The sequence below is a fragment of the Pseudomonas sp. NPDC086112 genome, from assembly GCF_044746425.1.
Lineage (GTDB): Bacteria > Pseudomonadota > Gammaproteobacteria > Pseudomonadales > Pseudomonadaceae > Aquipseudomonas.
In genome coordinates, this window is record NZ_JBIVCD010000035.1 from 26,707 (window position 1) to 53,084 (window position 26,378).

A 26,378-nucleotide genomic window follows, 5' to 3' on the forward strand; every position below is an offset into this window, starting at 1 on the left:
CTGGGTGGTGAACGATGAACATTCTTTACGACGAACGCATCGACGGTGTTCTGCCCAATGTCGACAAGGCCGCGCTACTCAAGGCCTTGCAGCAGGAGGTGCCGGACCTGGACATTCTCTGGCGCGAAGAAGAACTCAAACCCTACGAATGCGACGGCCTCTCGGCCTATCGCACCACGCCGATGCTGGTCGCCCTGCCCCGACAGCTGGAACAGGTACAAGCGCTGCTCCGGCTCTGTCATGCCCGCAACGTGCCGGTGGTGGCGCGCGGAGCCGGCACCGGATTGTCCGGCGGTGCGCTGCCGTTGGACAAAGGCGTGCTGCTGGTGATGGTGCGGTTCAACAACATCCTGCACATCGACCCCGCCGCCCGTACCGCACGGGTCCAGCCGGGAGTGCGTAACCTGGCGATATCCCAGGCAGCGGCGCCCTTCGGCTTGTATTACGCGCCGGACCCGTCTTCGCAAATCGCCTGCTCCATCGGCGGTAACGTCGCAGAAAACGCCGGTGGCGTGCATTGCCTCAAATATGGCCTGACCGTACACAATCTGCTGAAACTCGAAGTGCTCACCCTTGAAGGCGAACACCTGACCCTCGGCGCCGATTCGCTGGACGCGCCGGGTTTCGACTTGCTGGCCCTGTTCACCGGCTCCGAAGGCTTGCTGGGGATCATCACCGAAGTCACGGTCAAACTGCTGCCCAAACCCCAGGTCGCCAAAGTCCTGCTGGCCAGTTTCGATTCCGTGGAAAAGGCCGGCCGCGCGGTGGCCGAGATCATCGCGGCCGGGATCATCCCGGGAGGCCTGGAGATGATGGACAACCTGGCGATCCGTGCCGCCGAGGATTTCATCCACGCCGGTTATCCAGTGGACGCCGAAGCGATCCTGCTCTGCGAACTGGACGGCGTCGAAGCGGATGTCCATGACGATTGCGAGCGGGTCCGCGAGGTGCTGCAACAGGCCGGTGCCAGCGACGTGCGCCAGGCTCGGGACGAAGCCGAACGTGTGCGGTTCTGGGCCGGACGCAAAAACGCCTTCCCGGCGATCGGCCGTCTCTCGCCGGATTACTACTGTATGGACGGCACCATCCCCCGCCGCGAATTGCCCGGTGTACTCAAGGGCATCGCCAGCCTGGCGCAAGAGTACGGCCTGCGCGTGGCCAACGTTTTCCACGCCGGTGACGGCAATATGCACCCGCTGATCCTGTTCGACGCCAACCAACCCGGCGAGCTGGAGCGGGCCGAAGCCCTCGGCGGCAAGATCCTCGAACTCTGCGTCAAAGTCGGCGGCAGCATCACCGGCGAGCATGGCGTCGGCCGGGAGAAAATCAATCAGATGTGCGCGCAGTTCAACAGTGATGAGCTGACCCTGTTTCACGCCGTGAAAGCCGCGTTCGACCCAAAGGGCCTGCTCAATCCCGGCAAGAACATCCCGACCCTGCACCGCTGCGCGGAATTCGGCGCGATGCACATCCACGCCGGGCAACTGCCGTTCCCTGAGCTGGAGCGTTTCTGATGCCGGACTTCGATGCCAGTGAAACCCTGCTGGAGCAGGTCAAACAGGCGCAGGAGAACGCCACGCCGCTGCGCATTCAGGGCGGTAACACCAAGGCGTTTCTCGGCCGTGAAGTGGCCGGAGAAATACTCGACACCCGCGCCCATCGCGGCATCGTCAGTTACGACCCGACGGAGCTGGTGATCAGCGTTCGCGCCGGCACGCCGCTCAGCGAACTGTTTGCCGCACTGGATGCAGCGGGGCAAATGCTGCCCTGCGAGCCACCGTCGTTCGGTGAAGGCGCCACCGTCGGCGGGATGATCGCGGCAGGGCTGTCCGGGCCGCGACGCCCGTGGTCCGGTTCGGTGCGGGATTTTGTCCTCGGTACCCGAGTGATCAGCGGCCTCGGCACCCACCTGCGCTTCGGCGGCGAAGTGATGAAAAACGTCGCCGGCTACGACCTCTCGCGCCTGATGGTGGGCAGTTATGGCTGCCTCGGGGTACTGACCGAAGTCTCGCTCAAAGTGCTGCCCAAACCCCGGCAATGCTTGAGCATCAGCCTGGACATCGACTGCGCCCGCGCCTTGGCCAATCTGGCGCAATGGGGCCAGCAGCCACTGCCCATCAGCGCCGCCTGCCATGACGGTCAGCGTCTGTATTTGCGGCTCGAAGGGGGCGAAGGTTCGGTGACGGCCGCCCATCAACGACTCGGCGGCGAACCCTTGGACTCCGGTTATTGGGCTGACCTGAACGAACAACGACTAGACTTTTTCAATGAGGGCCTGCCGCTGTGGCGCTTGTCATTGCCCAACAACCTCGGGCCTCTGGACTTGCCCGGCGAGCAACTGATCGACTGGGGCGGCGCGCAACGCTGGTTGAAATCCACCGCCGAGAACATTCAAGCGCGGGCCCTTGAACTCGGCGGCCACGCCACCTGTTTCAGCCATGGCGTCAGCGAGACGCCATTCCAGCCGCTGGCCCCGGCGCTGCTGCGCTATCACCGGCAACTCAAGGCGCAACTGGACCCGCAAGGGCTGTTCAACCCTGGGCGGATGTACGCGGACCTTTAGCATGCAAACCAACCTCAGCGAACAGTCAAAACTACTGCCCCGCGCCGAAGAAGCGGACAAGATTCTGCGCACCTGCGTGCATTGCGGGTTCTGCAACGCGACGTGCCCGACGTATCAACTGCTGGGCGACGAACTGGACGGGCCGCGCGGGCGCATTTACCTGATCAAGCAAGTCCTCGAAGGCGCCCCCGCCACGGCCAAAGCCCAATTGCACCTGGATCGCTGCCTGACCTGCCGCAACTGCGAAACCACCTGCCCGTCCGGGGTGGATTATCACAACCTGCTGGACATCGGCCGCGCCGTGATCGATCAAGCGGTGCCGCGCCCGGCCAGTCAGCGGCTGTTGCGCCAGGGGTTGCGGGCGCTGGCGCCGAATCCGAATCTGTTCAAGACTTTGCTGCAAATCGGCGCCACATTCAGGCCATTGCTGCCACGGGGCATCGAGGCAAAATTGCCCCACGACCTCCTCTCCGCAGGCGAGCGCCCTGCCCCTCGGCATGCTCGCCGGGTGCTGATGCTCGAGGGTTGCGTGCAGCCCGGTCTGTCGCCGAACACCAATGCCGCGACGGCGCGGGTACTGGATCGGCTGGGGATCAGCGTGATCCCGGTGCCCGAAGCTGGGTGCTGCGGTGCGCTGGACTATCACCTCGACGCCCAAGCCATGGGCCTGGACCGCGCCCGACGCAACATCGACGCCTGGTGGCCGCACCTGGAAAACGGCGCCGAAGCCATCGTGCAAACCGCCAGCGGCTGCGGCGCATTCATCAAGGATTACGGGCATCTGCTGGAACGCGACCCGGTCTATGCGGCCAAAGCCCAGCGGGTCAGCGAACTGGCCCTGGACCTGGTGCAAGTGCTGGCCGATGAACCATTGGAACGGGTCTGCGCTGCTACTGACCAGCGGATCGCCTTCCACTGCCCTTGTACCTTGCAGCACGCCCAAAAACTCGGCGGTGCGGTAGAAGCCGTGCTGACGCGGTTGGGCTTCAATCTCACGGCGGTGCCCGATAGTCATTTGTGTTGCGGCTCGGCGGGTACCTATTCGATTACCCAACCCGTACTGGCCCGGCAACTGCGCGACAACAAGCTCAACACTCTGGAAAGCGGCCACCCTGAAGTCATCGCCACCGCCAACATCGGCTGTCAGAGCCACCTCAACAGCGCCGGACGTACGCCGGTCAGGCACTGGATCGAATTGGTGGACCAAGTGCTGCGTTAACCGAATAGCCTGAGTCGCAAGAACAGTCCTTGGCAGAATGAAGTTCGTCAGAAACTTCGTTTGTCGGCGCCGCCGAAGACTGCGATCTTTTCCCACATCCATCACACCGCGCCAGGAATTTTTTTCATGAGCCACCCGAACTTCGTCAGCCCTGACCTGATCCGCCAACGCTTCTCCAAAGCGATGTCCGACATGTACCGCGAAGAAGTGCCGCTGTATGGCGCGCTGATGACGTTGGTGGAACAGACCAACCGCCACGTGCTGGACAGCGACCCGCAGATCGCCCGACAGCTACACAGCACCGGCGAAATCCAGCGCCTGGACCTGGAACGCCACGGCGCGATCCGGGTCGGCACTGCCGCTGAACTGGCGACCCTCGCCCGCCTGTTCGCCGTGATGGGCATGCAGCCAGTGGGCTATTACGACCTGACCCCGGCCGGCGTGCCGGTGCATTCCACCGCGTTCCGCGCTGTGCATGAAGCAGCGTTGCAGATCAGCCCATTCCGGGTGTTCACCTCGCTGCTGCGCCTGGAACTGATCGAAGATGCCGAACTGCGGGCCTTTGCCCAGTCGGTGCTGGATAAGCGCTCGATCTTCACCCCGGCGGCACTGACCCTCATCGAGCGCGCTGAAACCCAGGGCGGCCTGAGCGAAGACGAGGCGCAGGATTTCGTCGCACAAGCCCTGGAAACCTTCCGCTGGCACCACAGCGCCACCGTCACCGCCGAGCAGTACCAGCAACTCAGCGCCCAGCATCGACTGATCGCCGACGTGGTGGCGTTCAAAGGCCCGCACATCAACCACCTGACGCCACGCACCCTGGACATCGACATTGTGCAGGCGCAAATGCCCGCCCATGGCATCACCCCCAAAGCGGTGATCGAAGGCCCGCCCCGCCGCCAATGCCCGATCCTGCTGCGCCAAACCAGTTTCAAGGCGCTGGACGAGCCTGTCACCTTCACCGATCAAACCCAGACCCGCGGCAGTCATAGCGCCCGTTTCGGTGAAATCGAGCAACGCGGCGCGGCGCTCACCCCCAGAGGCCGGGCGCTTTACGACCGCTTGCTCAACGCTGCTCGGGATGAACTCAAGGATTTCCCCAACGAAGCCAACGCCGCACGCTACAACGCACTAATGATGCAGCACTTCAGCGAATTCCCTGACACCGTCGAGGATATGCGCCGACAGGAACTGGCGTATTTTCGCTACTTCGTGACGGAAAAAGGCTTGGCGGCGAAGGGGCTGAATGGTTTGTCGCTGGAGGATTTGCTTCGCGACGGTTATGTGCGGGTTGAACCGCTGGTGTACGAAGACTTTCTGCCGGTCAGCGCGGCGGGGATTTTTCAGTCGAACCTGGGGGATGCGGCGCAAACCCACTATGGCGTGCATTCGAACCAGCAAGCGTTCGAAAAGGCCTTGGGACGGTCGACGATTGATGAGTTGGGGCTGTATGCCCAGACGCAGCGGCGGTCGATTGATGAGTGCTGCAAGACATTGGGGTTAGCGAATCTGACTTGACCCAAGGAGCCTTCAGTCAAACACACTTTGTGGCGAGGGAGTTTGCTCCCGCTTGAGTGCGTAGCACTCACAAAATCTCCGCTTGTACGCAGAGTTTTGGGGCCGCTACGCAGCCCAGCGCGAGCAAGCTCGCTCGCCACATAAAAAGTGTCGACCCGCAGGCTATATCGCTTAACCCAGCTTCGCCAACAACGCCTTGGCGGTCGCTTCCGACGAGGCCGGGTTTTGACCGGTCAGCAACAGACCATCCACGATCACGTAACTCGCCCAGTCATCGGCCTTGGAGAAGAGGCCACCGTTGGCCTTGAGCATGTCTTCCACCAAAAACGGCACGACATCCGTCAACTGCACAGCGGCCTCTTCGGAGTTGGTGAAGCCTGTCACCCGCTTGCCTTTGACCAACGGCTGGCCGTCCGCATCCTTGACGTGGCGCAACACCCCCGGCGCATGACAGACCGCCGCCACCGGTTTGCCCGCCTTGTAAAACGACTCGATCAGCGCAATTGAAAAGGGATCTTCAGCCAGATCCCACAATGGGCCATGCCCGCCTGGATAGAAAACAGCGTCGTAGTCTTCGGCCCTCACGGTATTCAGTAACCCGGTAGACGCTAATGCGGACTGGGCAGCGGAATCCTTGCGGAAACGATCGGTGGCCGCTGTTTGCGCGTCTGGCTCATCACTTTTAGGGTCCAGGGGTGGCTGGCCGCCCTTGGGTGAAACCAGGGTCAGCTGCGCGCCAGCATCCTTGAAGGTGTAATACGGCGCGGCGAATTCTTCGAGCCAGAAGCCGGTTTTCTTACCGGTATTACCCAATTGATCGTGGGACGTTAAAACCATCAGGATTTTCATGTCGTTCTCCAGTCGATGCCAGGGGTGTTCAGTGATCTCGGCGCTGGATTTGACCTCCGGGCAGCGCTATTCGTTGCGCCCATTGTCGGGGGGGACGGCTCATGGCCTTGATGCGCAAGAAGTTGCGCAACTATTTCGGTGAAAAGTCCCCCGGCGATGCTGAACGCCAGGTTTATCAAGCCCTCCAGCCGAGTGCGCAAGAAGTTGCGCAGTGGTGCGCAACTTCTTGCGCACTTTTACAGCGGATCCTTGCCAAAAACCTCTCCAGCGTTGGAAAAACCACCTCAACCACCTGATTTACATAGTATTAATCATTTCTGGCACGCTCCTTGATAACAGTCAGGCACCCACCGGGCGATACCGCCTCCCGGGCACCCTAACTTTTAGCAAGGAGCACATCCATGGCTACACCAGCGTACATGTCCGTTACCGGCGAGAAACAAGGCCTGATCACTGCCGGCGCATTCACCGCCGACTCCGTTGGCAACACCTACCAGGAAGGCCACGAAGACCAGGTCATGGTTCAGGCTTTCAGCCACGACGTGATCATCCCGCGTGACCCACAGTCGGGCCAACCGACCGGTCAGCGTGTACACAAGCCAGTCGTGATCACCAAGGTCTACGACAAGTCCTCGCCACTGCTGCAAGCGGCGCTGACCTCCGGCGAGCGCATGAGCGAAATCGTTATCCAGTGGTACCGCACTTCGGCTCAAGGTACCCAAGAGCACTACTACACCACCAAACTGGAAGACGCGATCATCGTCGCCATCAACAACAAAATGCACAACTGCCAGGATCCGTCGAACTCGCACTTCACGCACCTGGAAGAAGTGCAATTCACCTACCGCAAAATCACCTGGACCCACGAAGTATCCGGTACTTCGGGTTCCGATGACTGGCGTGTTCCAGTCGCTTAATCGCGGCTGACGGTTCCAAACATCGGCCAGCTCTGCTGGTCGATGTCATTTGCGCCTTCCAGGAATTTTGCGTCCGCAAGCGCCCGTTTGGGTGTCGGCGTGCGCCGTAGCACTGCACGAGGAACAAGGGATGTTCGCGCCGGCCAATCAGACTCACTTTGCCCTGACTGTCGAAGGTCTGGAAAACGATCTCCAGGTCCTTGCCCTGCAAGGTCGGGAAGCCATCAGCCAGCCTTTTGTGTTTGAGGTGGAGCTGGTCAGTGAACAGCCGTCCCTGGACCTCGAAACGCTATTGCACAAACCGGCCTTTTTGCAGCTCTCGCCTGACGGCAGCGGCATCCATGGCCAGATCTACCGCGCCGCCCAAGGCGATTCGGGCAAACGCCTGACCCGCTACGCCGTGACCCTGCGTCCGCAGCTGTCTTACCTGGCGCACCGCATCAACCAACGCATCTTCCAGAACCTCAGCGTGCCGAAAATCGTTGGCATGGTCCTCGAAGAGCACGGCATCCAGAGCAACGCCTACCAATTCAAAGTCGGGGCGATTTATCCCGAGCGCATTTACTGCGTTCAGTACGATGAATCGGACCTGCAGTTCATCCAGCGCCTGTGCGAGGAAGAAGGTATTCATTACCACTTCCAGCACAGCGCCACGGCCCACAAACTGGTGTTCGGCGATGACCAGACGGTGTTCCCGAAACTCGCGCCCGTGGCCTATCAACAAGACTCCGGCATGGTCGCCAACGACCCGGTGATCAAGCGCTTCGACCTGCGCCTGGAAACCCGCACCAGCCGCACCACCCGCCGCGACTACGACTTCGAAAAGCCACGCCTGACCCTGGAAAGCGAACACCGTGGCGACGCCCTGCCCGACCTCGAAGACTACGACTACCCCGGCCGCTTCATCGACCGCGAACGCGGTAAACACCTGGCCAAACGCGCCCTCGAGCGTCACCGCAGCGACTTCCAGCTCGTCGAAGGCAAAAGCGATCAGCCGTTGCTGGTCAGCGGCCACTTCCTGGCCCTGACCCAACACCCCAAGGCCAAGTGGAACGACCTGTGGCTGCTGACCGAAATCCTCCACGAAGGCAAACAGCCGCAAGTGCTGGAAGAGTCGGTCACCAGCAGTACGACTAACCTCAAGGACGATTTCCACCAGGGCTACCGCAACCGCTTCCAGGCCACCCCCTGGGACGTGCCGAACCGCCCGCCGCTGAACCACCCCAAACCACGGATCCTCGGCAGCCAGAGCGCCGTGGTCACCGGGCCCAAAGGTGAAGAGATCCACTGTGACCAGTACGGCCGCGTCAAAGTGCAATTCCATTGGGACCGCGAAGGTCAGGCCGACGACAAGACCAGCTGCTGGCTGCGCGTCTCCTCCGCCTGGGCCGGCGCCCATTACGGTGGCATCGCCATCCCGCGGATCGGCATGGAAGTGCTGGTCAGCTTCCTCGAAGGCGACCCCGACCAACCGCTGATCAGCGGCTGCCTGTACCACAAGGAAAACGTCGTCCCGTACGCCCTGCCGGCGAACAAAACCCGCAGCACCTTCAAAACCCTGAACTCTCCGGACGGCGGCGGATTCAACGAACTGCGCATCGAAGACAAGAAAGGCCAGGAACAAATCTTCCTGCACGCCCAGCGCGACTGGGACGAAAACGTCGAGCACGACCAGAAAATCCGCGTCGGCAACGAACGCCACGACACCGTGGAGAAAAACAGCTACAGCGAATTCAAGGCCGAAGAACACCACACCGTCTACGCCGACCGCAAAGTCGAAACCCGCGCCAACGACCACCTGACCGTGGGCGTGAACCAGCACATCAAGGTCGGCACCGGCCAGTTCATCGAAGCCGGCCAGGAAATCCACCTGAGCAGCGGCATGAAAGTCGTGCTCGAGGCCGGCAGCGAACTGACCCTCAAGGGCGGGGGCAGCTTCATCAAGATCGACGCCAGCGGCGTAACGCTGAGCGGGCCGGTGATCAACATGAACTCCGGGGGTAGCCCGGGCAGCGGGACGGGGGCTGCGCCGTTGATGCCGGGGGTGTTGAAGCAGGCGGATGCGGATAAGGCTGGCGCGGTTCTGAGCCCGGCGCAGATCAATACGCTGAAACGGAATGCGCCGTTCTGTGAAGAGTGCGAGAAGTGCAAGGCAGGTGCCTGTGCGATCTGATCTGATGACTCCACAGGCTTGGCTGGCTGAACGGCCGTTGCAGACGGGCGAGCGTTTGTACTTGATCGTTAGCGCGGCCAGCGATGCCGAAGCGCTCAAGTCGCTTTATCAAAACGAACCAACAACCCAGGCGATCCCGATCTGGGGCGGTACACCCTACGCGGCCTGGCAGCCGGTGATGCCCTACCTTACCGAGTTGAAACCCAACTCAAGCTTCCTGCCATGGATTGCCGAAACGGACGCCCTCGATTGGGGGTGGCTAGCCGTTTCCCGCAGCGAACCGAACGTGGTGTTCGAACACCTGCGTAGCCTCACTCAGGTGCGGATGCCGGATGGGACTGAAGTGTTTCTCAGGTTCTGGGATGGGCGGCATATCTACCCGATTCTGGAAGGACTCGGCGATGCCGCTGGTGAAGTGCTGCCGGTGTTTGATCGGTACCTGATTAATGGCAAGAGCCTGGAGGTTGGGCCGAGGGTGGTGCCACCGGCGAAGGATTGGCCTTGGTGGGAGGTGCCGAAGGCGTTGCTTGATGGCCTGACCAAGCAAAACCCATCGACCGTAGTCGGCAACATGATGCAGTGGTTGAAGGAGGATCACGCCGACCTGTACTTCTCGTTCCCCGAATCCAACCTGCGAACAAAAGTGGCGCGCTTCGTAAAACGCACGCCGCTCACGGAAGAAAACTTCACCGGGCTGTTGAAGGCCCATCTGGAAAATGAGGTGGCTGTATGAGCATTTTGATGGGTGAGATCGTAGGCAACCTCACGGCAAAACAACCAGATGCTCAGGCCATCATCAGTGACTTCAAAAAGTGCCTGAAGGATTACCGTGAGCATGCCGAGGCCTGGTACGGCGGAGTCCTGGACGCGGAACAGCAATTCAAGGTCGGTGATGAGGTCCACACTCAGGACAAGGACAGCAAAAAGGAAAACACCCTTTATGCCAACTGCCCGGCAAACGGCAAACTCACGCTTGTACATAGCTTCGAGTCTGCGCGATTTGTTCCGATCGGCAATACGCCGGTCCGTCTGGTGCCTGTGGTGGATGGCCGGTTCATTGGCAAGAACGAAGCCGGACCGGAGATCAACAAGACAATCGACTCGACCGGGATTCTGGAAGTCACCGGCCTCACGCCCAATCAGCAATACAAAATCACGTTCTTCCCGAACCCTACACGCGCGCAGATCGACAGCCTATTCAACTCCTATCAGGGCGTGATCGGCGATTTGAGCGGTTGGTTGCAGACTGAATGGAGCACCAGTTTCCTACCGCTTTGGCAGGCACATACCGATGCCTCGATGGGTGGCCGTGCCCTGCAGGAACTGGAGGCCGCATGGGAAGGCTTTCTGAAAGCGATCATGGGTCTGTGGGGCGATATCAAAAGCCTCTACAACCTGGTTGCGCATCCTCGTGAGAACTACGAGAAGCTGAAAAACTTCTTCACCGAAGAGCAAATCAAGAAGATTTATGACGCCTCCGCTGAGGCCATTCACACCGCCCTGTTGATCGCCAGCGATGAACCACTAATGTGGATCTACGTTGCCGCCATCATGGCCTGGGTGAAGATGCTGCCACCGCAGACATGCACAGAAGTGCTGGCGCAAATGAGCACAGAATTCTTGCTGAACATTCTGGTCGGTGTGGTCCTGACCGGTGGTCTCGGCCTGGCCGTGCGCATTGGCACGAAGGTAGTAAAAGCCACGCAAAACAGCGGCAAAGTTGTGAAACTGATTGAAGATTTTACCGGCATGCTGATGAAAGTCAGCAAAACAAGCGCCACACCGCATACCGAGGCTGCTCGGCCTTTATTGCTTAATGGCAATTCGGCATTCAACCCGGCGCGTAAAGCCAACGTTGAGATCGCCCCGCCCAAACCCGCCGAAACAGCAATGGCGCCGAAGAAAAAGCCACCTGTCGCCGGTGGAAAAGTGAAAACGGATGCGCAGATCCAGGCGCGCGGCAAGACGCAAAGCACGACCCGCCTCGAGCAGAAAGAGCCGGTCGATAACGCTCCCGATCAATCGAAAAATCCGGCCGGTAAACCCGCCGAGTGTGCCAATAACACATGCACCAACGGCGAACCGGTGTCTATGGTGACCGGCGAGGAGTTGCTGACCCTCACTGATGGCGAACTGGGTGGTTTGTTGCCTCTGGAATGGACGCGCCTGTACCGCAGCAGTGCGATCGAAATCGACAGCCGTCTCGGTCATGGCTGGAGTCATTCCCTGTCTCACCGTTTGCAACTGGACGATGAAGGCGTGCTGTGGACGGACAACGAAAACCGTCAAACCCGCTTCCCGGTGCCAACGGAACAACGCCCGGCCATCACCAACAGCCTTGCCCAAGCCGCGATTTACTTGGGCAAGGCACCTGGCGAACTAATCCTCACCCAAGCCGGGCCAAAGGCACGCTTCTACCATTTCCATGCCGGGCGTCTGATCACCATCAGCGATGCCTATGACAACCGGATACACATCAGCTATGACCTGGTCGGCCGCATTCAGCGCATCGACAACGGCGCAGGCCGTGCCTTGCTCTTGCGCTACGACGATCGCCATATTGCGGCGGTGGATCATCAGCAACAACGTTCCGAGTACAACGATCGCGGTGAGCGCCAGGATCCATGGCTAACCATTCAGACCTTGGTCTCCTACCGCTACAACACGCGTAATCAGCTCGTATCCTCGACCAATGCAGCAGGTGAAACCGAGTATTACCGCTACAACGATCAGCATGTCATTCTGGAACGGCAACTGGCCGGGGGCGCCAGCTTCTTCTGGGAATGGGAGCGCGAAGGCAAACTCTCCCGTTGCGTCCGCCACTGGGCCAGCTACTCGCAACTGGAAGCCCGTTACGAGTGGGATGACAAAGGTTCGGTGACTGTTTACAACGCCGACGGCAGTGAACAAGTCTATGTGCATGACGAAAATGCGCGTTTGATCAGCGAGACCGCTCCCGATGGTGGGAAAACGCAGAAAGCCTATGACGATCAGGGACGTCTGGTCGCAGTAAAAGACCCTATGGGCGCCATCACCGAGTATCAGTACAGCGATGCCGGGCGCTTGATGGCCGTAATCTCGCCAGAAGACGAACCGACCCGTTACAACTACTTCAATGGTCAACTCATTGATGTCCAGCGAGGTAAAGCCCGCTGGAAGTACGAGCGCAACCGCCAGGGCGATATCACCCAACAAACCGATCCCCACGGCAACGAAACTCACTACAACTACGACCGTCAGGGTCGCCTGCTGGAGATTCGTCACCCCGATGGCAGTCGTCATCAACTGGGTTGGAACAATCTCGGTCAACTGTTGGAAGAACGCCTGCCCGGCGGCGGACAACGCAAGTACCGTTACGACGCGCTAGGTAGGCAAATCACACGTCAGGATGAAACCGGTGCCATCATCCACTATCAATGGGACGCCGTTGATCGCCTGACACAAATCACCCTCCCCGGCGGCGCCACCCGTGCCTTCACCTATAACCCGTATGGTCGCGTCACCGCCGAACGGGATGAACTCGGGCGCATCACCCGCTACGAATACGCAGACAACCTGCACCTCGTGAGCCGCCGCATCAACCCCGACGGCAGTCAGCTTCGCTACCGGTACGACAACTCGCGCCTGCTGCTCACCGAGATCGAAAACGAACGTGGCGAGCACTACCACCTCGACTATTACCCGAACGGCCTGATCCAGCAGGAAACCGGTTTCGACGGTCGCCGTACCGCTTACGAATACGATCTCAATGGCCAACTGCTGAAGAAAACCGAATTCGGCGACGACGGCAGCGAGCTGATCACCGGATACCAGCGCGACGCTGCTGGCCGTCTGCTGGTGAAAACCCTGGCTGACGGTGAAGAAATTCACTACAGCTATGACGCCCTCGGACGCCTTGTCAACGTCGACGACAGCCACTGGCCCCTCGCCTACGAATACGATCTGCAAGATCGCCTGATCACCGAACACCAGGGCTGGGGCACTCTGCGCTACGAATACGACAGCGTCGGCCAACTGAAACACTGCCGCCTGCCGGACGGCAGCAAGCTCGATTACCGCCACCAGCCTGGCGGCCAGCTGAGCAGCATCGACCTCAACGGCTCGCGCCTGACCAGCCACCAGTTCAACGCTGGCCGCGAACAACAGCGCCAACAAGGGCTGCTGCTCAGCCAATACCAGTACGACGAACAGGGTCGGTTGCAAGCACACAGCGTCAGCCAGCGCGAAAAGAATCTGTTCCAGCGCCGCTACACCTACGACGCCAACGGCAACCTCGCCGGCATCGACGACAGCCGCAAAGGCCACCGCAGCTATCACTATGATCCACTTGACCGCCTGATCAACGTACGCGGCGCTACGCCTGAAAGCTTCGCCCACGACCCGGCGGGCAACCTCCTCGGCCAAAACAACGAGCCGACCGCGAACCTCGCCAACGTCAAGGGCAACCGCCTGCTGATGCAGGGCGACCGTCATTACGACTACGACGCCTACGGCAACCTGATCCGCGAACGCCGCGGCGCCGGGCAGAAACTGGTTACCGAGTACCGTTACGACTGCCAACATCGCCTGATCGGCGTCAGCCTGCCGGGTGGCAGCGTCGCATCCTACAAATACGACGCCTTCGGCCGACGCATCGAAAAGACCGTCGATGGCCACACCACCGAATTCCTCTGGCAAGGCGAACGCCTCATCGCCGAGAGCGGCGACAACCGCTATCGCAGCTACATCTACGAACCCGGCAGCTTCCGCCCGCTGGCGATGCTCGACGGCGAAGGCCCGCTGAAGGCCGCGCCGTTTTACTACCAACTCGACCACCTCGGCACCCCGCAGGAACTCACCGATTACAGCGGCGAAATCATGTGGTCGGCCAAGTACCGCGCCTATGGCAACCTCGCTGCGCTGGACGTCGCCGAAATCAACAACCCGCTGCGCTTTCAGGGCCAGTATTTCGATGCCGAGACAGGGTTACATTACAATCGGCATCGCTACTACAATCCGGGTACTGGACGGTTTCTGACGCCGGATCCGATCAAGCTTGCGGGAGGACTAAACAGCTACCAATATGTCCCTAACCCAACAGGATGGGTCGATCCGCTAGGCCTAAGTAGCAATAGTTGCCCAAAGAAAGTAGATACGAGTGACTACCAATCTCGGAAGGATTTAAGATCCGACGTTTACAACGCTCAAAGACCTGGCGATTTCCATAAAACTAAGCACTTGAACGCTCGCTCAGCTGACCAAGCTAGAGAGCTAAGCTTAGGAAATGGATCCCGAGGTGGCCAACCTGAAGCTTCTTACCTTCCGGACATTGCAAACAATGTCAAAGGGTTCGAAAAACAAGCAGCATATGGGGCAATCAAGGAGGGTAATGTATTCGACCATGGAGGGACTCGCTTCATGTTTTACAAAGCAGACAAACCTGTTGGATATAACGAAGGACAACTCACACACTGGGTAAGAATCGAATTAACTAATGGCGGCAATAAACCCGTTATCCATAGCTTCCCAGCTTCCCCCCAGCAAGTTAAAAAATACATGGGAAAAGTCAAATGAAAAAGAAACTAGAGTTCGAGCTGCAGCCTATTAGAGTGCCCAGTGGCTGGACCATTACCATAAACAATCTTTTTGAAGTAGACCTAAAACCAGAAACAGCACATTGGTTCAGCAGCTCTGTATTGTTGGGTGGCGCCCGTAAAGGCACAGGATACTGCTTTGACTCACGAGTCGAACCTGAGGGGGATCCTGACGGTGAGTTCGTCGTTGAGTTTTTAACAATAAAATACGACAAAAAAGGCGATCCTATCGGCGACTCTGTACAAACCATTGAGATTTTTAAAACAAAAAGCAAACAAGAATACATAAGTAAAATCGAGACATACATGCTCGAAAATTAAGGTAAATAATGGGGTAGGAGAACTAAATTTACTTTCGAACTCATAAGCCTCCCATTTTTCTCAGAAAAGGGGACAGATATATTTCAGCGCTCATAAAAATAAAATCTGTCCCCTTTTTTGCAAGGAAAGTCACCATGGCAAACCACGACCCCAATGATCCTCATGGTGATCGCCCGCACTTACAACTACACCCTGTCAAAGGTGAAGCAATTCGAATCCACTGGCCAAATCCATTTGAAGGTCAAAAATGAGCAATCCAAAAATAATTCCAAGAAAAGTCTGGTGGGGTCTGGAAGCGAAATCGTATACAGAAATCGCGCAAGAACTCCCTACAAACGACGACTCCTTACGCAGATGGATTGCTATATACGCGGTATACCATTTGAATTTTACAAACAGATATCCGGGAGAACTCTATTATAAGTTCTTGGAAGACGCAAAAAATTCAAAATATGTAGCAATAGACTTCACAATACCTAAGTTAATAATTGAAACAAGAGATAGCATTGGAAGCAGTGACACTACCATTGTCAAGTGTCAAACGTTAGAAACCGAAGAAGAGATAAATGACTACCTTCAAGAGAACAACATCGATCCAGAGCTATTCACTCCACCTTGGACATGTGACTATCCGCTAGACTGAAAGGCGAATCGGCAAAAAAAGAAGAGAAAGAAAAGAAAAGAAAAGGGAAAAGAAAGGGGACAAAAGAAAAGGGGACAGATTTATTTTCTATGCACATGAAAATAAATCTGCTCCTTTTTTTTTGCAAACATCAAAAATATATTCATATATTCAATCCAACAATAGCCTAGACAACAAGTTCGAACCAAACGAGTTAACACAGCATCGAAATATAATTCTAATCTTCAAAAAGCGCACCCCCAACCTCAACCTCATATGGGAACAGCTTAGTAAAGCAGACAAAGGCATCACTTCGCAAAACATCTTTGACATCTTAACAAATAGTCGAGAAACCCTCATAGGCCGCTTCATAGAAAGCGATACTCATTCAGCCGCACAACTTATCGCCCCAATAGAATATAGCGATAAAATAAAATCCTTAATTGAAATGTTAGACACCATAAAAACAACCGAAACTGAAGTGCCAGACATCATTCAAAGCTTTTAAAACAAAACCCAACATGAATGGCAAGTGATCCAAGAAAGCGGCGCAGTGACTTCATCTTATCCAACAGGAGCCACCCCATAAAAAATTGCCAAAAAGACGAGACTTATGAAAAGCTTCACTCATGGATCGGTGACTCAGAAGAATCAAACTGGACTGAGTACAGTACAGAGCTTGTTGCAAAATCAGTCCTTATAGACTTCAAAAATCAGCAATGGGAACGACTAGAGCAAGAAGTACTACAAAAGCCTGAGTATTGGCAACAGCGTTGCGCTGTTTCATTGGGAGAAGACAGAACAGAGCAAGCGATTAAACTCCTAAAACTATTGCTTTCCAGCTCCTGCTACAAAGATGTAAAAATCATCGCGTACTCACGAAAATAAATCCGCCTCCTTCTTGCCGCACAAACGGGATAAAAATATCAGCAACCACTGCCGAAGGGATATAGCATGATAATAAAAGGCATTAAATGGATATCGAAGTCAGCTGAAGAAGCGGAAGTTGAAATTAGTGATGGTGACTTCACATGCATCGCCTTCTCTCAACCTTGCAATGTAATAGTGGGCGAGCATTTAACTCAACCACTCCACGTTTTTTCTGTAAAAAACGCAATGATCAGTGATCAGTCGGCTGTAGGAATATGGAACTTAAGCGACACAAAATTTGAGCGAAAAAATCGTTGCCAAAATTATCGACACTACTAACCAAGTGGTTGCCGTTGCCGACATACATATGGTGATCGATGATTTTTTACCAGGAGGATTAGAGATTGGGAACATCATTGAATTCGAGTGTGCAAGAATAGATCTATGGTAGTAGAGAATCATGATGGGGACAGATTTATTCTCTCCTCGCTCATGAGTACAACTCTGCCCCACCATTGAGCAAAGACGAAGAAAAATTGAATGGACACTAAAAAAATAATTGAGCTTGGCGGAACAATATCATTTGATGATATATCCCACATCAATCAGCTTGCCGACACTTCGATGATCGTTGATGAGTTAAAGGAGGACCTATTCCAAGCCGTCTTCCCCCACAATCAACTTATTGATATAGGTTGGCACCCTGAATTCTCTGAAAAAGGCACATTTAGAATTTCTTTAATTAAAGAATATGACTGGGAGCACCCAGTTTTTAGCGAAAAAGCAAAAAGCTGGACAGAACTAAACAAGGCTATTTCCAATGCTTTAAACAAACTGAAAAATGACAATCCGATAAAAGCAAGTACAGGTATCTACGATTCCCAATATAGCTAAACGCACAACCTTGCGGTTCACTCGATACGCCTTATAGAAGCATCGGACATTTCCCACAAAACCCATCGACCCCCATGAACTTGTACACCCCCTCCTCCCCAGATAATCTCCCCCAGTCGTTGCAACCTCAGCGACCGGTTTTGACAGACCGAACACGATCAAGGCATGCAAATGCCGCTTTGCGGCTCCATTGTTTCAGGAGCTTCACAATGAAAAAATTTCCACCCGATTCCCTCGCCCCCCTCCAACTCAGCCAAGCAACCCAACGCACCATCAGCGCCCGTCTCCGCGACCCAAAAAATCCTGACCCCATCAGCCACATTTTCACCCTCCTCCCCAACATCGACACCGAAACCCTGCTAAGCCATGCCTGCGAAACCCTCGCCTCGCTTAACGTGCTGACCACTGACTTTGCTTGCGAACTTGAAGGCTCGCACCGCAGCCTGGCGCTATCGATTCAGCAATTGGCCGTGCTGGGTGAATTGTTGGTAAACCAGGCGCTGGACAATCTCGATCCACCCGGTGGGGCGTCCGATGCTCAGGAGATTCAACCATGACTCGATACATGCCGATTACCGGCATCAATTGCACGATCCCTTCCCTGCTGATAGACACTGAAGCGCCTGTCGACGTGTTGCACAACACGGCGGCGTATCGCATTCGCAGTGTCACTCAACTGTTGGAAACGCTTTCCCTCGGCGAAGCGATTGGTGGTGATGCTGCGCTGTTGCAAGAGTTTGCGAGGGTATTTGCAATCCAATTGCGTGATGGTTGCGATTTGCTGGATGTTATCGGGCGACGGTTGCGGGCGCAGCTTTAACCCAGCCAATAAAAATGGGCGACTTCAAGGTCGCCCATTTTTTATGTCCGAAACTTTTAACCATTGCGTTCCAGAGGAGGTGTTCGCCCAGTGTAATGGCCTGGCAATCCATGCACTGGTAAAGAGCCCTGACACCGGGCGAACGGGAAGGATTTTAATAGAATTTGGCGGATATGTCCTCGGTATAAACATGAAATTTATGCACGTAATATTTCGTAAGTTTTTGCTAAAAAACCAGATACAAACTTTTAAAACTCACCAGTTCGACCATTAAAACTGATTGTTCTTATACAACTTTCTGTACAAAAACAATCAACGGGTACAAGTAATGATCAGCTTGGGTGTTGGCTGGTGACTTTCAGCACATCGGTATAGGTCACCACAACGCTCTGCCCAACTTTCAGATCTTTCAGTTTCGCCTGGACTTCAGGCCTTTCGACGTTGACGGTTTTGGATTGGCCGGCCGGGTTTTGGAAGGTCACCTGGTTTTTCTTCAGGTCGATGTGGGTGATTTTCAGTTGGACCTGTATCTGACGGAAGGCTTCGCCGCCGGGGTTGGGATTGTCTTTGGTGGCGCGGTTTTCGCCGGTGTGTTCGATGGAGCCTGGCAGGCCTTTGTCGATGTTGGTGTCGAGGTAGGCTGCGACCGAGCGGATGACTTCGACGTTGACCTGATCACCGACTTTCAGTTTGCCGAGGTTTTTGGCTTTGTCGCTGAGTTGTACATGGACCTGCCGACCTTCCGCGCCTTCAAGGACGACTTGATGTTTGGCGGCGTCGACCGCCAGGACTTTGGTGACGACCTGATCGGCTTCCACGACGGCGGACAGCGGGATGTCTGCGGCAATGGCGCTGAGGCTGGCGGTGGACAGGAGCGTGGCGAGGGTGATGGCTTTGGTCAGTGCGTTGAACTTCATAAGCGATACTTTCCCTGTGATGGATGGCAGCAGACAGCTCTCTATCCAGGTTCGGCGCCGTCTGTGCCGAGGAGCATAGACGCTGATCAGGGAGTTTCCGCTGTTTCTTGCGCGGTGGATTCTCCGCTGTCTGTGCCCTTGCCGCTTTCCTTGCGCCGGGTCGGGTCGGTGGGTCGCAGGGCGTCATTGTCGCGCTCGACTTCGCCTGGTGGCCGGGGTTCGTCGGGGTTTTCCGAGGGACTGGTCGGTTTGCGATTCATGGGGATGTCCTCAGGTTTCGGGATCGTCGACTTCGTGGGCGACATTCACGGCGGGCGAGTCTTTGTGGGATTGATCGGCCTTGGTTTTGAGGATCTGCCATTGAGCGAGGTCGATGGCGCCCTGCCCCAGCAGATCGTCGGCGATGCGCAGCAATTCGCTGTAATGCGCGTCGGGGGATTGCTGCCAGTAGGCTTTGTCGTCGAACAGCCGCTGCCAGGTGGCAAGGGTGGGCGGTTTGAGGTCGTCGCTCATGGCGGGCTCCTGCCGGTATTATTACGGTAGAGAGATGGAGGTCTCTGGGAGTTCCTGTGGATTGGACGCATTAGGAGCAGGATCAAAAGATCGCAGCCTTCGGCAGCTCACACTGACCGAGTACACCCGCGACATTGCGGCATACGCATAACCCTCTTTTGATCTTAATACCCGGTCATCTCCAGATACCCCTGCCCGCCATGGCTGCCGCTCAGCCGCACCGGTCCTTCCCAATAGGGAATGCGCAAGTCCATCCAGGCCTTGGGGTTGAGGGCGTTGATGGTGATTTCGAGGTGTTTGGCGGGGATTTTTATCGACCAGCTCACAGGCATTGAGCGGCCAGCGACTTTGGTCTTCTCCTGAGGCGTGAGGCTGATGTCGTCGGCGTGCAATAACTGCGTCTGCCCTTGGGCGTCGATCCAGGTGCCGGTGAGGTACGGCGCGCCGTCCTTTTGCCGCATGCGGTAGAGCATGACCTGTTCGCCGCTGTCCAGGTGCAGGGAGAACCAGTCCCAGCCGGTCTGGTTGGCGGTCAGGGGTTGGCTGCTCCACTCGCGGTCGAGCCAGGCCGGGCCGCTGACCGTGTAGGTTTTGCCATCGATTTCCAATGTGCCGCTGGCCTGGAAAAACGGTTGGCTGTAGTAATACGAAGCCTGGCCTTGTTCGGATTTCTGGCTGAAGCCTTTGTCGCCCTGAAGCACCAGTGGGCGTGTGGAGGTCAGTCGCAATTGGTAGCTGAAAGCCTTGTCGCGAGCGCTGAGTTGCAGGTCCGCCAGCGGGTTTTCATCGGAAGCCTGACTACTGAAATGCCAATCGTCGATCCATGCCTTGAACGGCACCAGGCTCACGCCGGCCTGGCCGACGCCGCCTCGGGCGTAGCGTTCGGCGGCATGATGGGCCGTGGCGGAAGTCACGGCCGCGTGGCCCAGCCAGATGGTCTGATTGCCCCAGCCGGGTTGCTCGGGGGACGCTTTCAAGGCGCTGCGAAACAGCGTCCATTGCGCACCGAATTCCCGGCCCTGAGCGTCCTTGAGGTTGGCGGTGACGTACCACCATTCGATGCGAAAGCCATCGTGGGGGCCGTGATCCGCCGGGAAGCTGAATACCCGGCCGGGTATCACCGGGGTAAATGCGGCGGCCTGATGGCCGAGGCCGGCGAAGCCTTTTTCCGGTGCAGGCGTGTTGTCGCATCCGTTCAACAGCGCGGCCAATAACCACACGCCAACCTTAATCCTCATGAGCAAACGTCCTCAGCAGATCCGCCGGTTGCGTGCGATACAGCGAGTACAACGGCCATGCCGATGCGAGCAATGTTGCAAGCAACGCCAGGCCCATCAACTGCAACAGTTGCAACGGAAACACCCGCAACGGCAAGCGCCAACCGAAGGCCTGAACGTTGATCACCGTGTCCAGGCACCACGCCAACGCGATGCCCAAGGGCAACGCCAGCACCAGCGTCAACACCGCCAGCAACCAGGTTTGCCCGAGGTTCAGCAGCATCAATTGGCGCCGAGTCACGCCCAGCGCCCACAGCGGCGCGAGTTGCCCAAGGCGGCTTTGGCTTTGGGTCAGCAGGCTGATGAACAGCGCCACGCCCGCGACGCACAGCGTCAGGCTGTTGAGCGCGGCGGTGGCGGCGAAGGTGCGTTCGAACACTTGCGTGGACCAGCCCTTGAGCCGGGCCTGATCGACGATACGGCTGTCGTCCAGGGCGAAGCGTGCTTGCAGCGCGGTCAGGAATCCGGGGATCGATGCCGGGTCGATGCGCAGGTTGAAACGGTTGGGCGTCAATTGCGGCCAGCCGCGCAGCAGATGATTGATGTTGACCAGCAGATGCCCCTTGGGATTGCCGTAGTCGGCGTAGATCCCGACGATTCGCGGCGACCATGGGCCATTCGGCGTCGGGATTGTCAGGTGATCACCGAGCCGTACCTTCAACCGCCGGGCCAGTTGTTCGCTGAGCATCAGCGCGTCGTCCTTGGCCAGTCGCTCCCAAGGGTTGTCGCCCAAGGCTTCCAGCAGCGGCCAGTGCTGACGATAAGTCGGGTGGTCGATCACGCCAAAGACGTCCGCCGGCCAGCCCTGCAACTGGATCGATACCTGCCAGTTCGGTAGCACTGCGGTGACTTGGGGTTGTTGTTTGAGCCAGGTGTGCAGCTCTCGAGCCTGGGCGGGATTTTGCGGATTGAGGTACAGCTCGGCGGTCAACCGTTGTTCGAGCCAGTTGCTGAAGGTCTGACGGAAACCGGCGGTCATGCTGCCGGCGCCGATGTTTGCCGCCAGCGCCAACAACAGCGCCATCAAGGCAAGGCTCAGGGCCGGCAGTTGCTGGCGGCAGTCGGCGAGAAACCATTGGCCGAGCACCGAACGACTGCGCCCAAGCACCCAGTTGAGCACACTGTTCAACACCACCGGCAAGGCCAGTGCAGCGCCGATCAACAACGCGCCCATCAACACGAAGCCGCTGCTCAGGCTGTCGCCGAAGATCAACGCCAATAACGCGATCATCGCCGCCATCGCCGCGACCCACCCCTGGCGCCGCAACCAGCGCGCGTGGGCCAGGTGCCAGGCTTGCGGATTGGCTAGCGCCAGCAACGGCAACCGCGCCGCCCGCAGCAAACTGTTGGCACCGGCCAGCAAAGCGCCGAACAAGCTCAGGCCAATACCGCTGAACCACCACAGCGGGCTGAGATTCAACCGCCCCGGCACTTCGGCGCCGTACAAGCCGCGCAGGCTGGCGGCGACGTCCGGCAACAGCACGCCGGCCAGCAGGTAGCCGCTGACGACGCCGGCGATACCACCGATCAGCGCCAGAGCACCCAGCTCGACGGCAAGGCAGGCAATCAACATGCGTGCGCTGACCCCGCAGGCGCGCAGGGTTCTGAGCAAGCTTCGACGTTGCTCCAGCGCTAGGCCGATCGCCGCGTGAACGATGAACAGGCCGACCACGAACGACAGAAAACCCAAGGCATCGAGATTCAGGTGGAAGCTCTCGGTCAGGCGCGCGAGGTTGTTTTCTTCGCCGCTGCTTTTGAACTGGAGTTGGCCCTTGAGCTCATCAGGCAGGGTCGCGGTGAAATCCTTGGGCAGTAGCAGCCGTGACAATTGATCGGGCAATTGCAGAGTCTGTTGGGCGAAGCCGATGTCCACCAGCAACACGCCGGGCGCCATGTCGGTCTGGGCACGCAGCGGCGGCAAGGTGACTCCACTCTGGGCCATCGGGGTTTCGCCTTCGCGCAAGCCCAACGCCTGCAAGGTCTGCGGTGAAATCCAGGTGCTGCCCGGCGGGGTGAAAAACTCGACGATCTGCTCGATCGGCAACGACCGCCCGGCCACTGCGGAACCAGCCGGCAGTGACACCGGCTCAATGCCCATCAACTGCAAGCGCTGCTCTTCATGGCCCTTGAGCGTCACCCGGCCTTGCAACACCGGCGATACCGGCCAACCCGCACGACGCAGGTCAACAAACACTTGCTGGGAAAACACCCCACCGCCGAGTGCCGTGAGACTGGCTTGCGGTTCGCCGCCGATCAGCTGACTGGCCCGGGCGTAGCTTTCTCGCGCCTGGCTGTTCAGCGCTTGCACGCCGGTCAGCAGGCTGGTGGCGAGCCAGAGCCCGGTCAGCACACTGAAAAATTGCACCGGGTGCTGTCGCCAATGGCTGAGCAGCGCCCGCAGCGTCTCACGAAAAACCCGCACTTCAGCGCTCGTCCGCGCCAGCCAGACGGCCACCGTGCAGCACCACTTTGTCTGCCAGCCGCGCGGCGACCCGTGGGCTGTGAGTGACCATCAACAAAGTCGTCGGGCTGTCGTCGAGCAGCTCCAGCAACAACTTCAACACCTCATCGCTGGTGGCTTCATCGAGGCTGCCGGTGGGCTCGTCGGCCAGCAGCAGTTTGGGTTGCGATGCCAGGGCGCGACCTAAGGCGACCCGCTGCTGTTGCCCACCAGACAGTTGCTCCGGATAGCGCCGCAGCAAATCTCCCAACCCAAGACGTTGCACCAGATGCGCCTGCCAACGTGGATCGTGGCGCCCGGCCAGACGTGCCTGAAACGCCAGATTGTCTTCAACGCGCAAACTGCCGATCAGGTTGAACTGCTGGAACACCAGACCGATTTCGGTCCGCCGCCAGTTCGCCAATTGGCTTTCGTTCATCTGCTCCAGCCGATGTTCGCCGCTGCGGATGCTGCCGCGATCGACCTTGTCCAGCCCGGCGATCAGGTGCAGCAAGGTACTCTTGCCACTGCCCGATTCCCCCATCAGCGCCAGGCTGCTACCGGGTTTCAACGTGAGGTCGACGCCTTGCAATACCGGCAGCGGGCCTTGGGGGGTGGCGTAGCTTTTGAAGACGCCATGGACGTGAAGCATGAAGGGGAAACTCTTTTGATGAGTGGGGGCAAGGGTAGAGAGTACACCCGATAATCTTGGGTTGAACGGTCTGACGCCTTCGCGGGCAAGCCTCGCTCCTACGGATCGCAATATCCCGCACCGACGCATACCTGTAGGAGCGAGGCTTGCCCGCGAAGAGGCCCGCTCAATCGCTCAAAACCTCACTGCCCCACCGCCACACTCGGCACCACCCGCCCCGGCGTCACAATGCTGTTCAGATCAATATGCTTCCACTCCGGCTTGGCCCCCAACCGCGCATTAAACCGATAGTTAAAGGTGAAATCGTCCCCCGTCGGCACACTTAGCGGTTTGCCATACACCGCCTCAATCCCCGCCAGGTCATAACCCATCACCTGCAGTAACGTCGGGAAGATGTTGTAGTGACTGGAGCGATCCTTGTTGGCCGGCAATTGCGCCTGCCAGTCCAGGGTCTGCAAACCGCTGCCCGAAATCACCACCAACGGCACCAACCCCTCCTCCTCCACTGGATCACCACCGCAGTGAGTATTGAGCCCGGGGTTACCGCGCTCATGCAGATCCTGCCCGTGATCCGAGGTGTAGATCAGTAGCGCATGGCTCAAATCCGCCTGAGCAAACACCCGCGCGAAAAACTCGCCGACATTCCACAGCACGGTATTTTTATAGGCGTTGCGGTACAGCAACCAATCATCCGGCTGACCGTTGAAACCATCGCGTGTGCCCGTGTCCGCCACTTCGACAAACTGCCCACGGGGCAATGTCGGGCGGTAAGCCATAAAGGCGTCCGGGTACTTGTCGTGCACCGGAAAATGCGCACCGACCTTGTTGATCACTACCAGCTCCGGCTTACCGTCGTTGAGCAGCTCGATCAGCTTCGCCGCCGCGGCCATGTCGCGCTCACGCACGCTGGTGCGGTCGAATTGCACGAACTCGTCGATGTCCTTTTTCTCGGCAGCATTCATCAGGTTCTGCAAGTTGCCGCCGGTGCGCTGGGAGTCGATGTAAACGGTGCGCAGCCCGGCTTTTTTGGCGTACTGCCAGATCGACGGCAATGTGCTGTTGATCCGCATGTAGTCGGCGCGGGTGCCACCGTAGCGCAGCGTGACATTGGTGTCGGCGCTGCAATTGGCGATGGACGCCGCGTAGCCATAATTGAAGATGTCCACGCCCGGGCGCGGTTCCTTGAGGTTGCTGTGCACACCGAACGGCGTGTTGATGTCCAGGTAGTTGCCGGAAATGCTCTCGTCGATGATCAGCACAATGTCGTGCCCCACCGGCTGATCGACGCGCAGCAGGCTCACTGGCTCACGCGGGCCGACGGTGTTGTGCAGCGCTTCATAGGTGAACAGATTCAGATAGGCCAACGGTGTGTACATGATCGGCAAGCCACGGGCCCCCTCGCCGGCCCGCACGAACAGCACGGTGCTGAGCATCAGTACCCCGAACACTGGCGCCGCCACCAACAGTGCCCCCGGTAATGGCGCCCGTCGCCGCGGCTTGAGCCCGATACCGAACAGCAGCAACAAACCACTGACCATCGCGCTGATGATTGCATCGCGGTACTGGTACGCGGCCTCTTGAATGAACCCACCGGAATACACCAGCGACACAAAACTGCTGTAGGTCATGTAACCGGCAGTCACTTGCGTATAGACGTCGAAGAACACCGCCGAGCCAGACATCACCAACGCGAACAGATGACGGATCAGCGTCTGACGGATGTACGCGGTCATGAACAACGCCACTGTCAGCAAGACGAACATTGCGCCATACAGCAGCATCGGAAAACCGATGCCCAGCGCGTCAAGACGATCGAGATAGTCGTCGTAATTCTTGAGTAAATACAGAACCAGCAACAGTTCCTTGAGGTAACGGATCATGGTGATTACAGCACCTCCGTGGCCAATGGATTGTCGGCCATTTTCTGACACTAGCACCGAGCCCTCGAAGCGCAAGAAATGCCGGTTTTTTCCCCAAAGCGTCAAAAAAACGTTGCCTCGAATCTGACACACTCAAGCGTCTGTAACCCTTGTGTTTCAAGCCCTACGACCGTTTATCGTTTTCTTAAAACCCTCACAAACCCCTCAAAACCGCGGCAAATCCAGCAGCGGCAAGCACTTGATGGCAAAAAGCCCGTGAAACCGGGGTTTTCCCGGTCGCGTTACCCGTCATTTTGCTGACTCGCTTTCCCACGGCTGGGCTATACCCCTTTTGACAGTCTCATTTCAGTTACATCCACC

Annotated in this window: 22 protein-coding genes; 14 read left to right on the plus strand and 8 right to left on the minus strand. The window is 57.7% G+C overall.

Features of this window, described 5'->3' with window-relative positions:
* Window positions 1-14: 14 nt before the first annotated feature.
* The 4 genes from glcD to ACIPLA_RS21460 all read left to right on the plus strand — a co-directional run bounded on the left by glcD (window position 15) and on the right by ACIPLA_RS21460 (window position 5,300).
* Entirely contained in the window at window positions 15-1,514 is a 1,500-nt protein-coding gene (gene glcD, locus ACIPLA_RS21445) for a glycolate oxidase subunit GlcD (protein WP_218396706.1), read from the plus strand.
* A complete protein-coding gene (gene glcE / locus ACIPLA_RS21450) occupies window positions 1,514-2,563 on the plus strand; it encodes a glycolate oxidase subunit GlcE (RefSeq protein ID WP_218396708.1) in 1,050 nt (349 codons plus the stop codon). Before glcD ends, glcE begins: the two co-directional genes overlap by 1 nt.
* 1 nt (window position 2,564) lies before the next feature.
* Entirely contained in the window at window positions 2,565-3,782 is a 1,218-nt protein-coding gene (glcF, locus tag ACIPLA_RS21455) for a glycolate oxidase subunit GlcF (RefSeq protein ID WP_218396710.1), read from the plus strand.
* Between the two features lie 126 nt (window positions 3,783-3,908).
* Complete coding sequence (locus ACIPLA_RS21460; RefSeq protein WP_401175741.1) at window positions 3,909-5,300, plus strand: VOC family protein; 1,392 nt, start codon at window positions 3,909-3,911, stop codon at window positions 5,298-5,300.
* Window positions 5,301-5,471: 171 nt separating this feature from the next.
* On the opposite strand, the gene ACIPLA_RS21465 is transcribed toward ACIPLA_RS21460, so the two are convergent.
* Window positions 5,472-6,149 (minus strand): type 1 glutamine amidotransferase domain-containing protein, encoded by a 678-nt coding sequence (locus ACIPLA_RS21465; RefSeq protein WP_401175744.1) that lies wholly within the window; start codon window positions 6,147-6,149, stop codon window positions 5,472-5,474.
* A gap of 101 nt (window positions 6,150-6,250) precedes the next feature.
* On the opposite strand from ACIPLA_RS21465, the gene ACIPLA_RS21470 reads away from it, so the two are divergent.
* From ACIPLA_RS21470 to ACIPLA_RS21515, 10 genes are all read left to right on the plus strand, one after another.
* Complete coding sequence (locus ACIPLA_RS21470; RefSeq protein ID WP_401175746.1) at window positions 6,251-6,445, plus strand: hypothetical protein; 195 nt, start codon at window positions 6,251-6,253, stop codon at window positions 6,443-6,445.
* A gap of 105 nt (window positions 6,446-6,550) precedes the next feature.
* Window positions 6,551-7,066: an Hcp family type VI secretion system effector gene (locus tag ACIPLA_RS21475; protein WP_007900657.1), complete on the plus strand. Its 516-nt coding sequence runs from the start codon at window positions 6,551-6,553 to the stop codon at window positions 7,064-7,066.
* A gap of 130 nt (window positions 7,067-7,196) precedes the next feature.
* Window positions 7,197-9,239, plus strand: coding sequence for a type VI secretion system tip protein TssI/VgrG (tssI, locus tag ACIPLA_RS21480; RefSeq protein WP_401175749.1), 2,043 nt, complete (start codon window positions 7,197-7,199; stop codon window positions 9,237-9,239).
* 4 nt (window positions 9,240-9,243) lie between these two features.
* A complete protein-coding gene (locus tag ACIPLA_RS21485; RefSeq protein ID WP_401175752.1) occupies window positions 9,244-9,972 on the plus strand; it encodes a DUF4123 domain-containing protein in 729 nt (242 codons plus the stop codon).
* Entirely contained in the window at window positions 9,969-14,792 is a 4,824-nt protein-coding gene (locus tag ACIPLA_RS21490) for an RHS repeat-associated core domain-containing protein (RefSeq protein ID WP_401175755.1), read from the plus strand. The genes ACIPLA_RS21485 and ACIPLA_RS21490 overlap by 4 nt, the downstream gene beginning before the upstream one ends.
* On the plus strand, window positions 14,789-15,133 hold the full coding sequence (locus ACIPLA_RS21495) for a hypothetical protein (RefSeq protein ID WP_401175758.1): 345 nt from the start codon (window positions 14,789-14,791) through the stop codon (window positions 15,131-15,133). The genes ACIPLA_RS21490 and ACIPLA_RS21495 overlap by 4 nt, the downstream gene beginning before the upstream one ends.
* Before the next feature lie 247 nt (window positions 15,134-15,380).
* Window positions 15,381-15,776, plus strand: coding sequence for a hypothetical protein (locus ACIPLA_RS21500; protein WP_218396722.1), 396 nt, complete (start codon window positions 15,381-15,383; stop codon window positions 15,774-15,776).
* 1,389 nt (window positions 15,777-17,165) lie between these two features.
* Window positions 17,166-17,519 (plus strand): hypothetical protein, encoded by a 354-nt coding sequence (locus ACIPLA_RS21505; RefSeq protein ID WP_218399283.1) that lies wholly within the window; start codon window positions 17,166-17,168, stop codon window positions 17,517-17,519.
* A gap of 209 nt (window positions 17,520-17,728) precedes the next feature.
* Window positions 17,729-18,076, plus strand: coding sequence for a DUF6124 family protein (locus ACIPLA_RS21510; RefSeq protein WP_401175762.1), 348 nt, complete (start codon window positions 17,729-17,731; stop codon window positions 18,074-18,076).
* Window positions 18,073-18,339: a hypothetical protein gene (locus ACIPLA_RS21515; RefSeq protein WP_401175765.1), complete on the plus strand. Its 267-nt coding sequence runs from the start codon at window positions 18,073-18,075 to the stop codon at window positions 18,337-18,339. Before ACIPLA_RS21510 ends, ACIPLA_RS21515 begins: the two co-directional genes overlap by 4 nt.
* A gap of 332 nt (window positions 18,340-18,671) precedes the next feature.
* Here ACIPLA_RS21515 and ACIPLA_RS21520 read toward each other — a convergent pair whose 3' ends face one another.
* The 7 genes from ACIPLA_RS21520 to ACIPLA_RS21550 all read right to left on the minus strand — a co-directional run bounded on the left by ACIPLA_RS21520 (window position 18,672) and on the right by ACIPLA_RS21550 (window position 26,018).
* Entirely contained in the window at window positions 18,672-19,256 is a 585-nt protein-coding gene (locus ACIPLA_RS21520; protein WP_401175767.1) for a hypothetical protein, read from the minus strand.
* 86 nt (window positions 19,257-19,342) lie between these two features.
* Entirely contained in the window at window positions 19,343-19,516 is a 174-nt protein-coding gene (locus ACIPLA_RS21525) for a hypothetical protein (protein ID WP_008073311.1), read from the minus strand.
* Window positions 19,517-19,526: 10 nt separating this feature from the next.
* Entirely contained in the window at window positions 19,527-19,769 is a 243-nt protein-coding gene (locus ACIPLA_RS21530) for a hypothetical protein (protein WP_218399280.1), read from the minus strand.
* A 164-nt stretch (window positions 19,770-19,933) separates the two neighbouring features.
* Complete coding sequence (locus ACIPLA_RS21535) at window positions 19,934-21,007, minus strand: lipocalin-like domain-containing protein (protein ID WP_218399279.1); 1,074 nt, start codon at window positions 21,005-21,007, stop codon at window positions 19,934-19,936.
* A complete protein-coding gene (locus tag ACIPLA_RS21540; protein ID WP_401175799.1) occupies window positions 20,997-23,468 on the minus strand; it encodes an ABC transporter permease in 2,472 nt (823 codons plus the stop codon). The genes ACIPLA_RS21535 and ACIPLA_RS21540 overlap by 11 nt, the downstream gene beginning before the upstream one ends.
* Before the next feature lies 1 nt (window position 23,469).
* Entirely contained in the window at window positions 23,470-24,138 is a 669-nt protein-coding gene (locus tag ACIPLA_RS21545) for an ABC transporter ATP-binding protein (protein WP_401175771.1), read from the minus strand.
* Between the two features lie 182 nt (window positions 24,139-24,320).
* Complete coding sequence (locus tag ACIPLA_RS21550) at window positions 24,321-26,018, minus strand: sulfatase-like hydrolase/transferase (RefSeq protein ID WP_401175774.1); 1,698 nt, start codon at window positions 26,016-26,018, stop codon at window positions 24,321-24,323.
* Window positions 26,019-26,378: the final 360 nt, after the last annotated feature.

Excerpts from the sequence above, each read along its gene's own strand:
- glcD (WP_218396706.1), top strand. The coding sequence starts at position 15 with ATGAACATTCTTTACGACGAACGCATCGACGGTGTTCTGCCCAATGTC.
- glcE (WP_218396708.1), top strand. The coding sequence starts at position 1,514 with ATGCCGGACTTCGATGCCAGTGAAACCCTGCTGGAGCAGGTCAAACAG.
- glcF (WP_218396710.1), top strand. The coding sequence starts at position 2,565 with ATGCAAACCAACCTCAGCGAACAGTCAAAACTACTGCCCCGCGCCGAA.
- ACIPLA_RS21460 (WP_401175741.1), top strand. The coding sequence starts at position 3,909 with ATGAGCCACCCGAACTTCGTCAGCCCTGACCTGATCCGCCAACGCTTC.
- ACIPLA_RS21465 (WP_401175744.1), bottom strand. The coding sequence starts at position 6,149 with ATGAAAATCCTGATGGTTTTAACGTCCCACGATCAATTGGGTAATACC.
- ACIPLA_RS21470 (WP_401175746.1), top strand. The coding sequence starts at position 6,251 with ATGGCCTTGATGCGCAAGAAGTTGCGCAACTATTTCGGTGAAAAGTCC.
- ACIPLA_RS21475 (WP_007900657.1), top strand. The coding sequence starts at position 6,551 with ATGGCTACACCAGCGTACATGTCCGTTACCGGCGAGAAACAAGGCCTG.
- tssI (WP_401175749.1), top strand. The coding sequence starts at position 7,197 with ATGTTCGCGCCGGCCAATCAGACTCACTTTGCCCTGACTGTCGAAGGT.
- ACIPLA_RS21485 (WP_401175752.1), top strand. The coding sequence starts at position 9,244 with ATGACTCCACAGGCTTGGCTGGCTGAACGGCCGTTGCAGACGGGCGAG.
- ACIPLA_RS21490 (WP_401175755.1), top strand. The coding sequence starts at position 9,969 with ATGAGCATTTTGATGGGTGAGATCGTAGGCAACCTCACGGCAAAACAA.
- ACIPLA_RS21495 (WP_401175758.1), top strand. The coding sequence starts at position 14,789 with ATGAAAAAGAAACTAGAGTTCGAGCTGCAGCCTATTAGAGTGCCCAGT.
- ACIPLA_RS21500 (WP_218396722.1), top strand. The coding sequence starts at position 15,381 with ATGAGCAATCCAAAAATAATTCCAAGAAAAGTCTGGTGGGGTCTGGAA.
- ACIPLA_RS21505 (WP_218399283.1), top strand. The coding sequence starts at position 17,166 with ATGGACACTAAAAAAATAATTGAGCTTGGCGGAACAATATCATTTGAT.
- ACIPLA_RS21510 (WP_401175762.1), top strand. The coding sequence starts at position 17,729 with ATGAAAAAATTTCCACCCGATTCCCTCGCCCCCCTCCAACTCAGCCAA.
- ACIPLA_RS21515 (WP_401175765.1), top strand. The coding sequence starts at position 18,073 with ATGACTCGATACATGCCGATTACCGGCATCAATTGCACGATCCCTTCC.
- ACIPLA_RS21520 (WP_401175767.1), bottom strand. The coding sequence starts at position 19,256 with ATGAAGTTCAACGCACTGACCAAAGCCATCACCCTCGCCACGCTCCTG.
- ACIPLA_RS21525 (WP_008073311.1), bottom strand. The coding sequence starts at position 19,516 with ATGAATCGCAAACCGACCAGTCCCTCGGAAAACCCCGACGAACCCCGG.
- ACIPLA_RS21530 (WP_218399280.1), bottom strand. The coding sequence starts at position 19,769 with ATGAGCGACGACCTCAAACCGCCCACCCTTGCCACCTGGCAGCGGCTG.
- ACIPLA_RS21535 (WP_218399279.1), bottom strand. The coding sequence starts at position 21,007 with ATGAGGATTAAGGTTGGCGTGTGGTTATTGGCCGCGCTGTTGAACGGA.
- ACIPLA_RS21545 (WP_401175771.1), bottom strand. The coding sequence starts at position 24,138 with ATGCTTCACGTCCATGGCGTCTTCAAAAGCTACGCCACCCCCCAAGGC.
- ACIPLA_RS21550 (WP_401175774.1), bottom strand. The coding sequence starts at position 26,018 with ATGATCCGTTACCTCAAGGAACTGTTGCTGGTTCTGTATTTACTCAAG.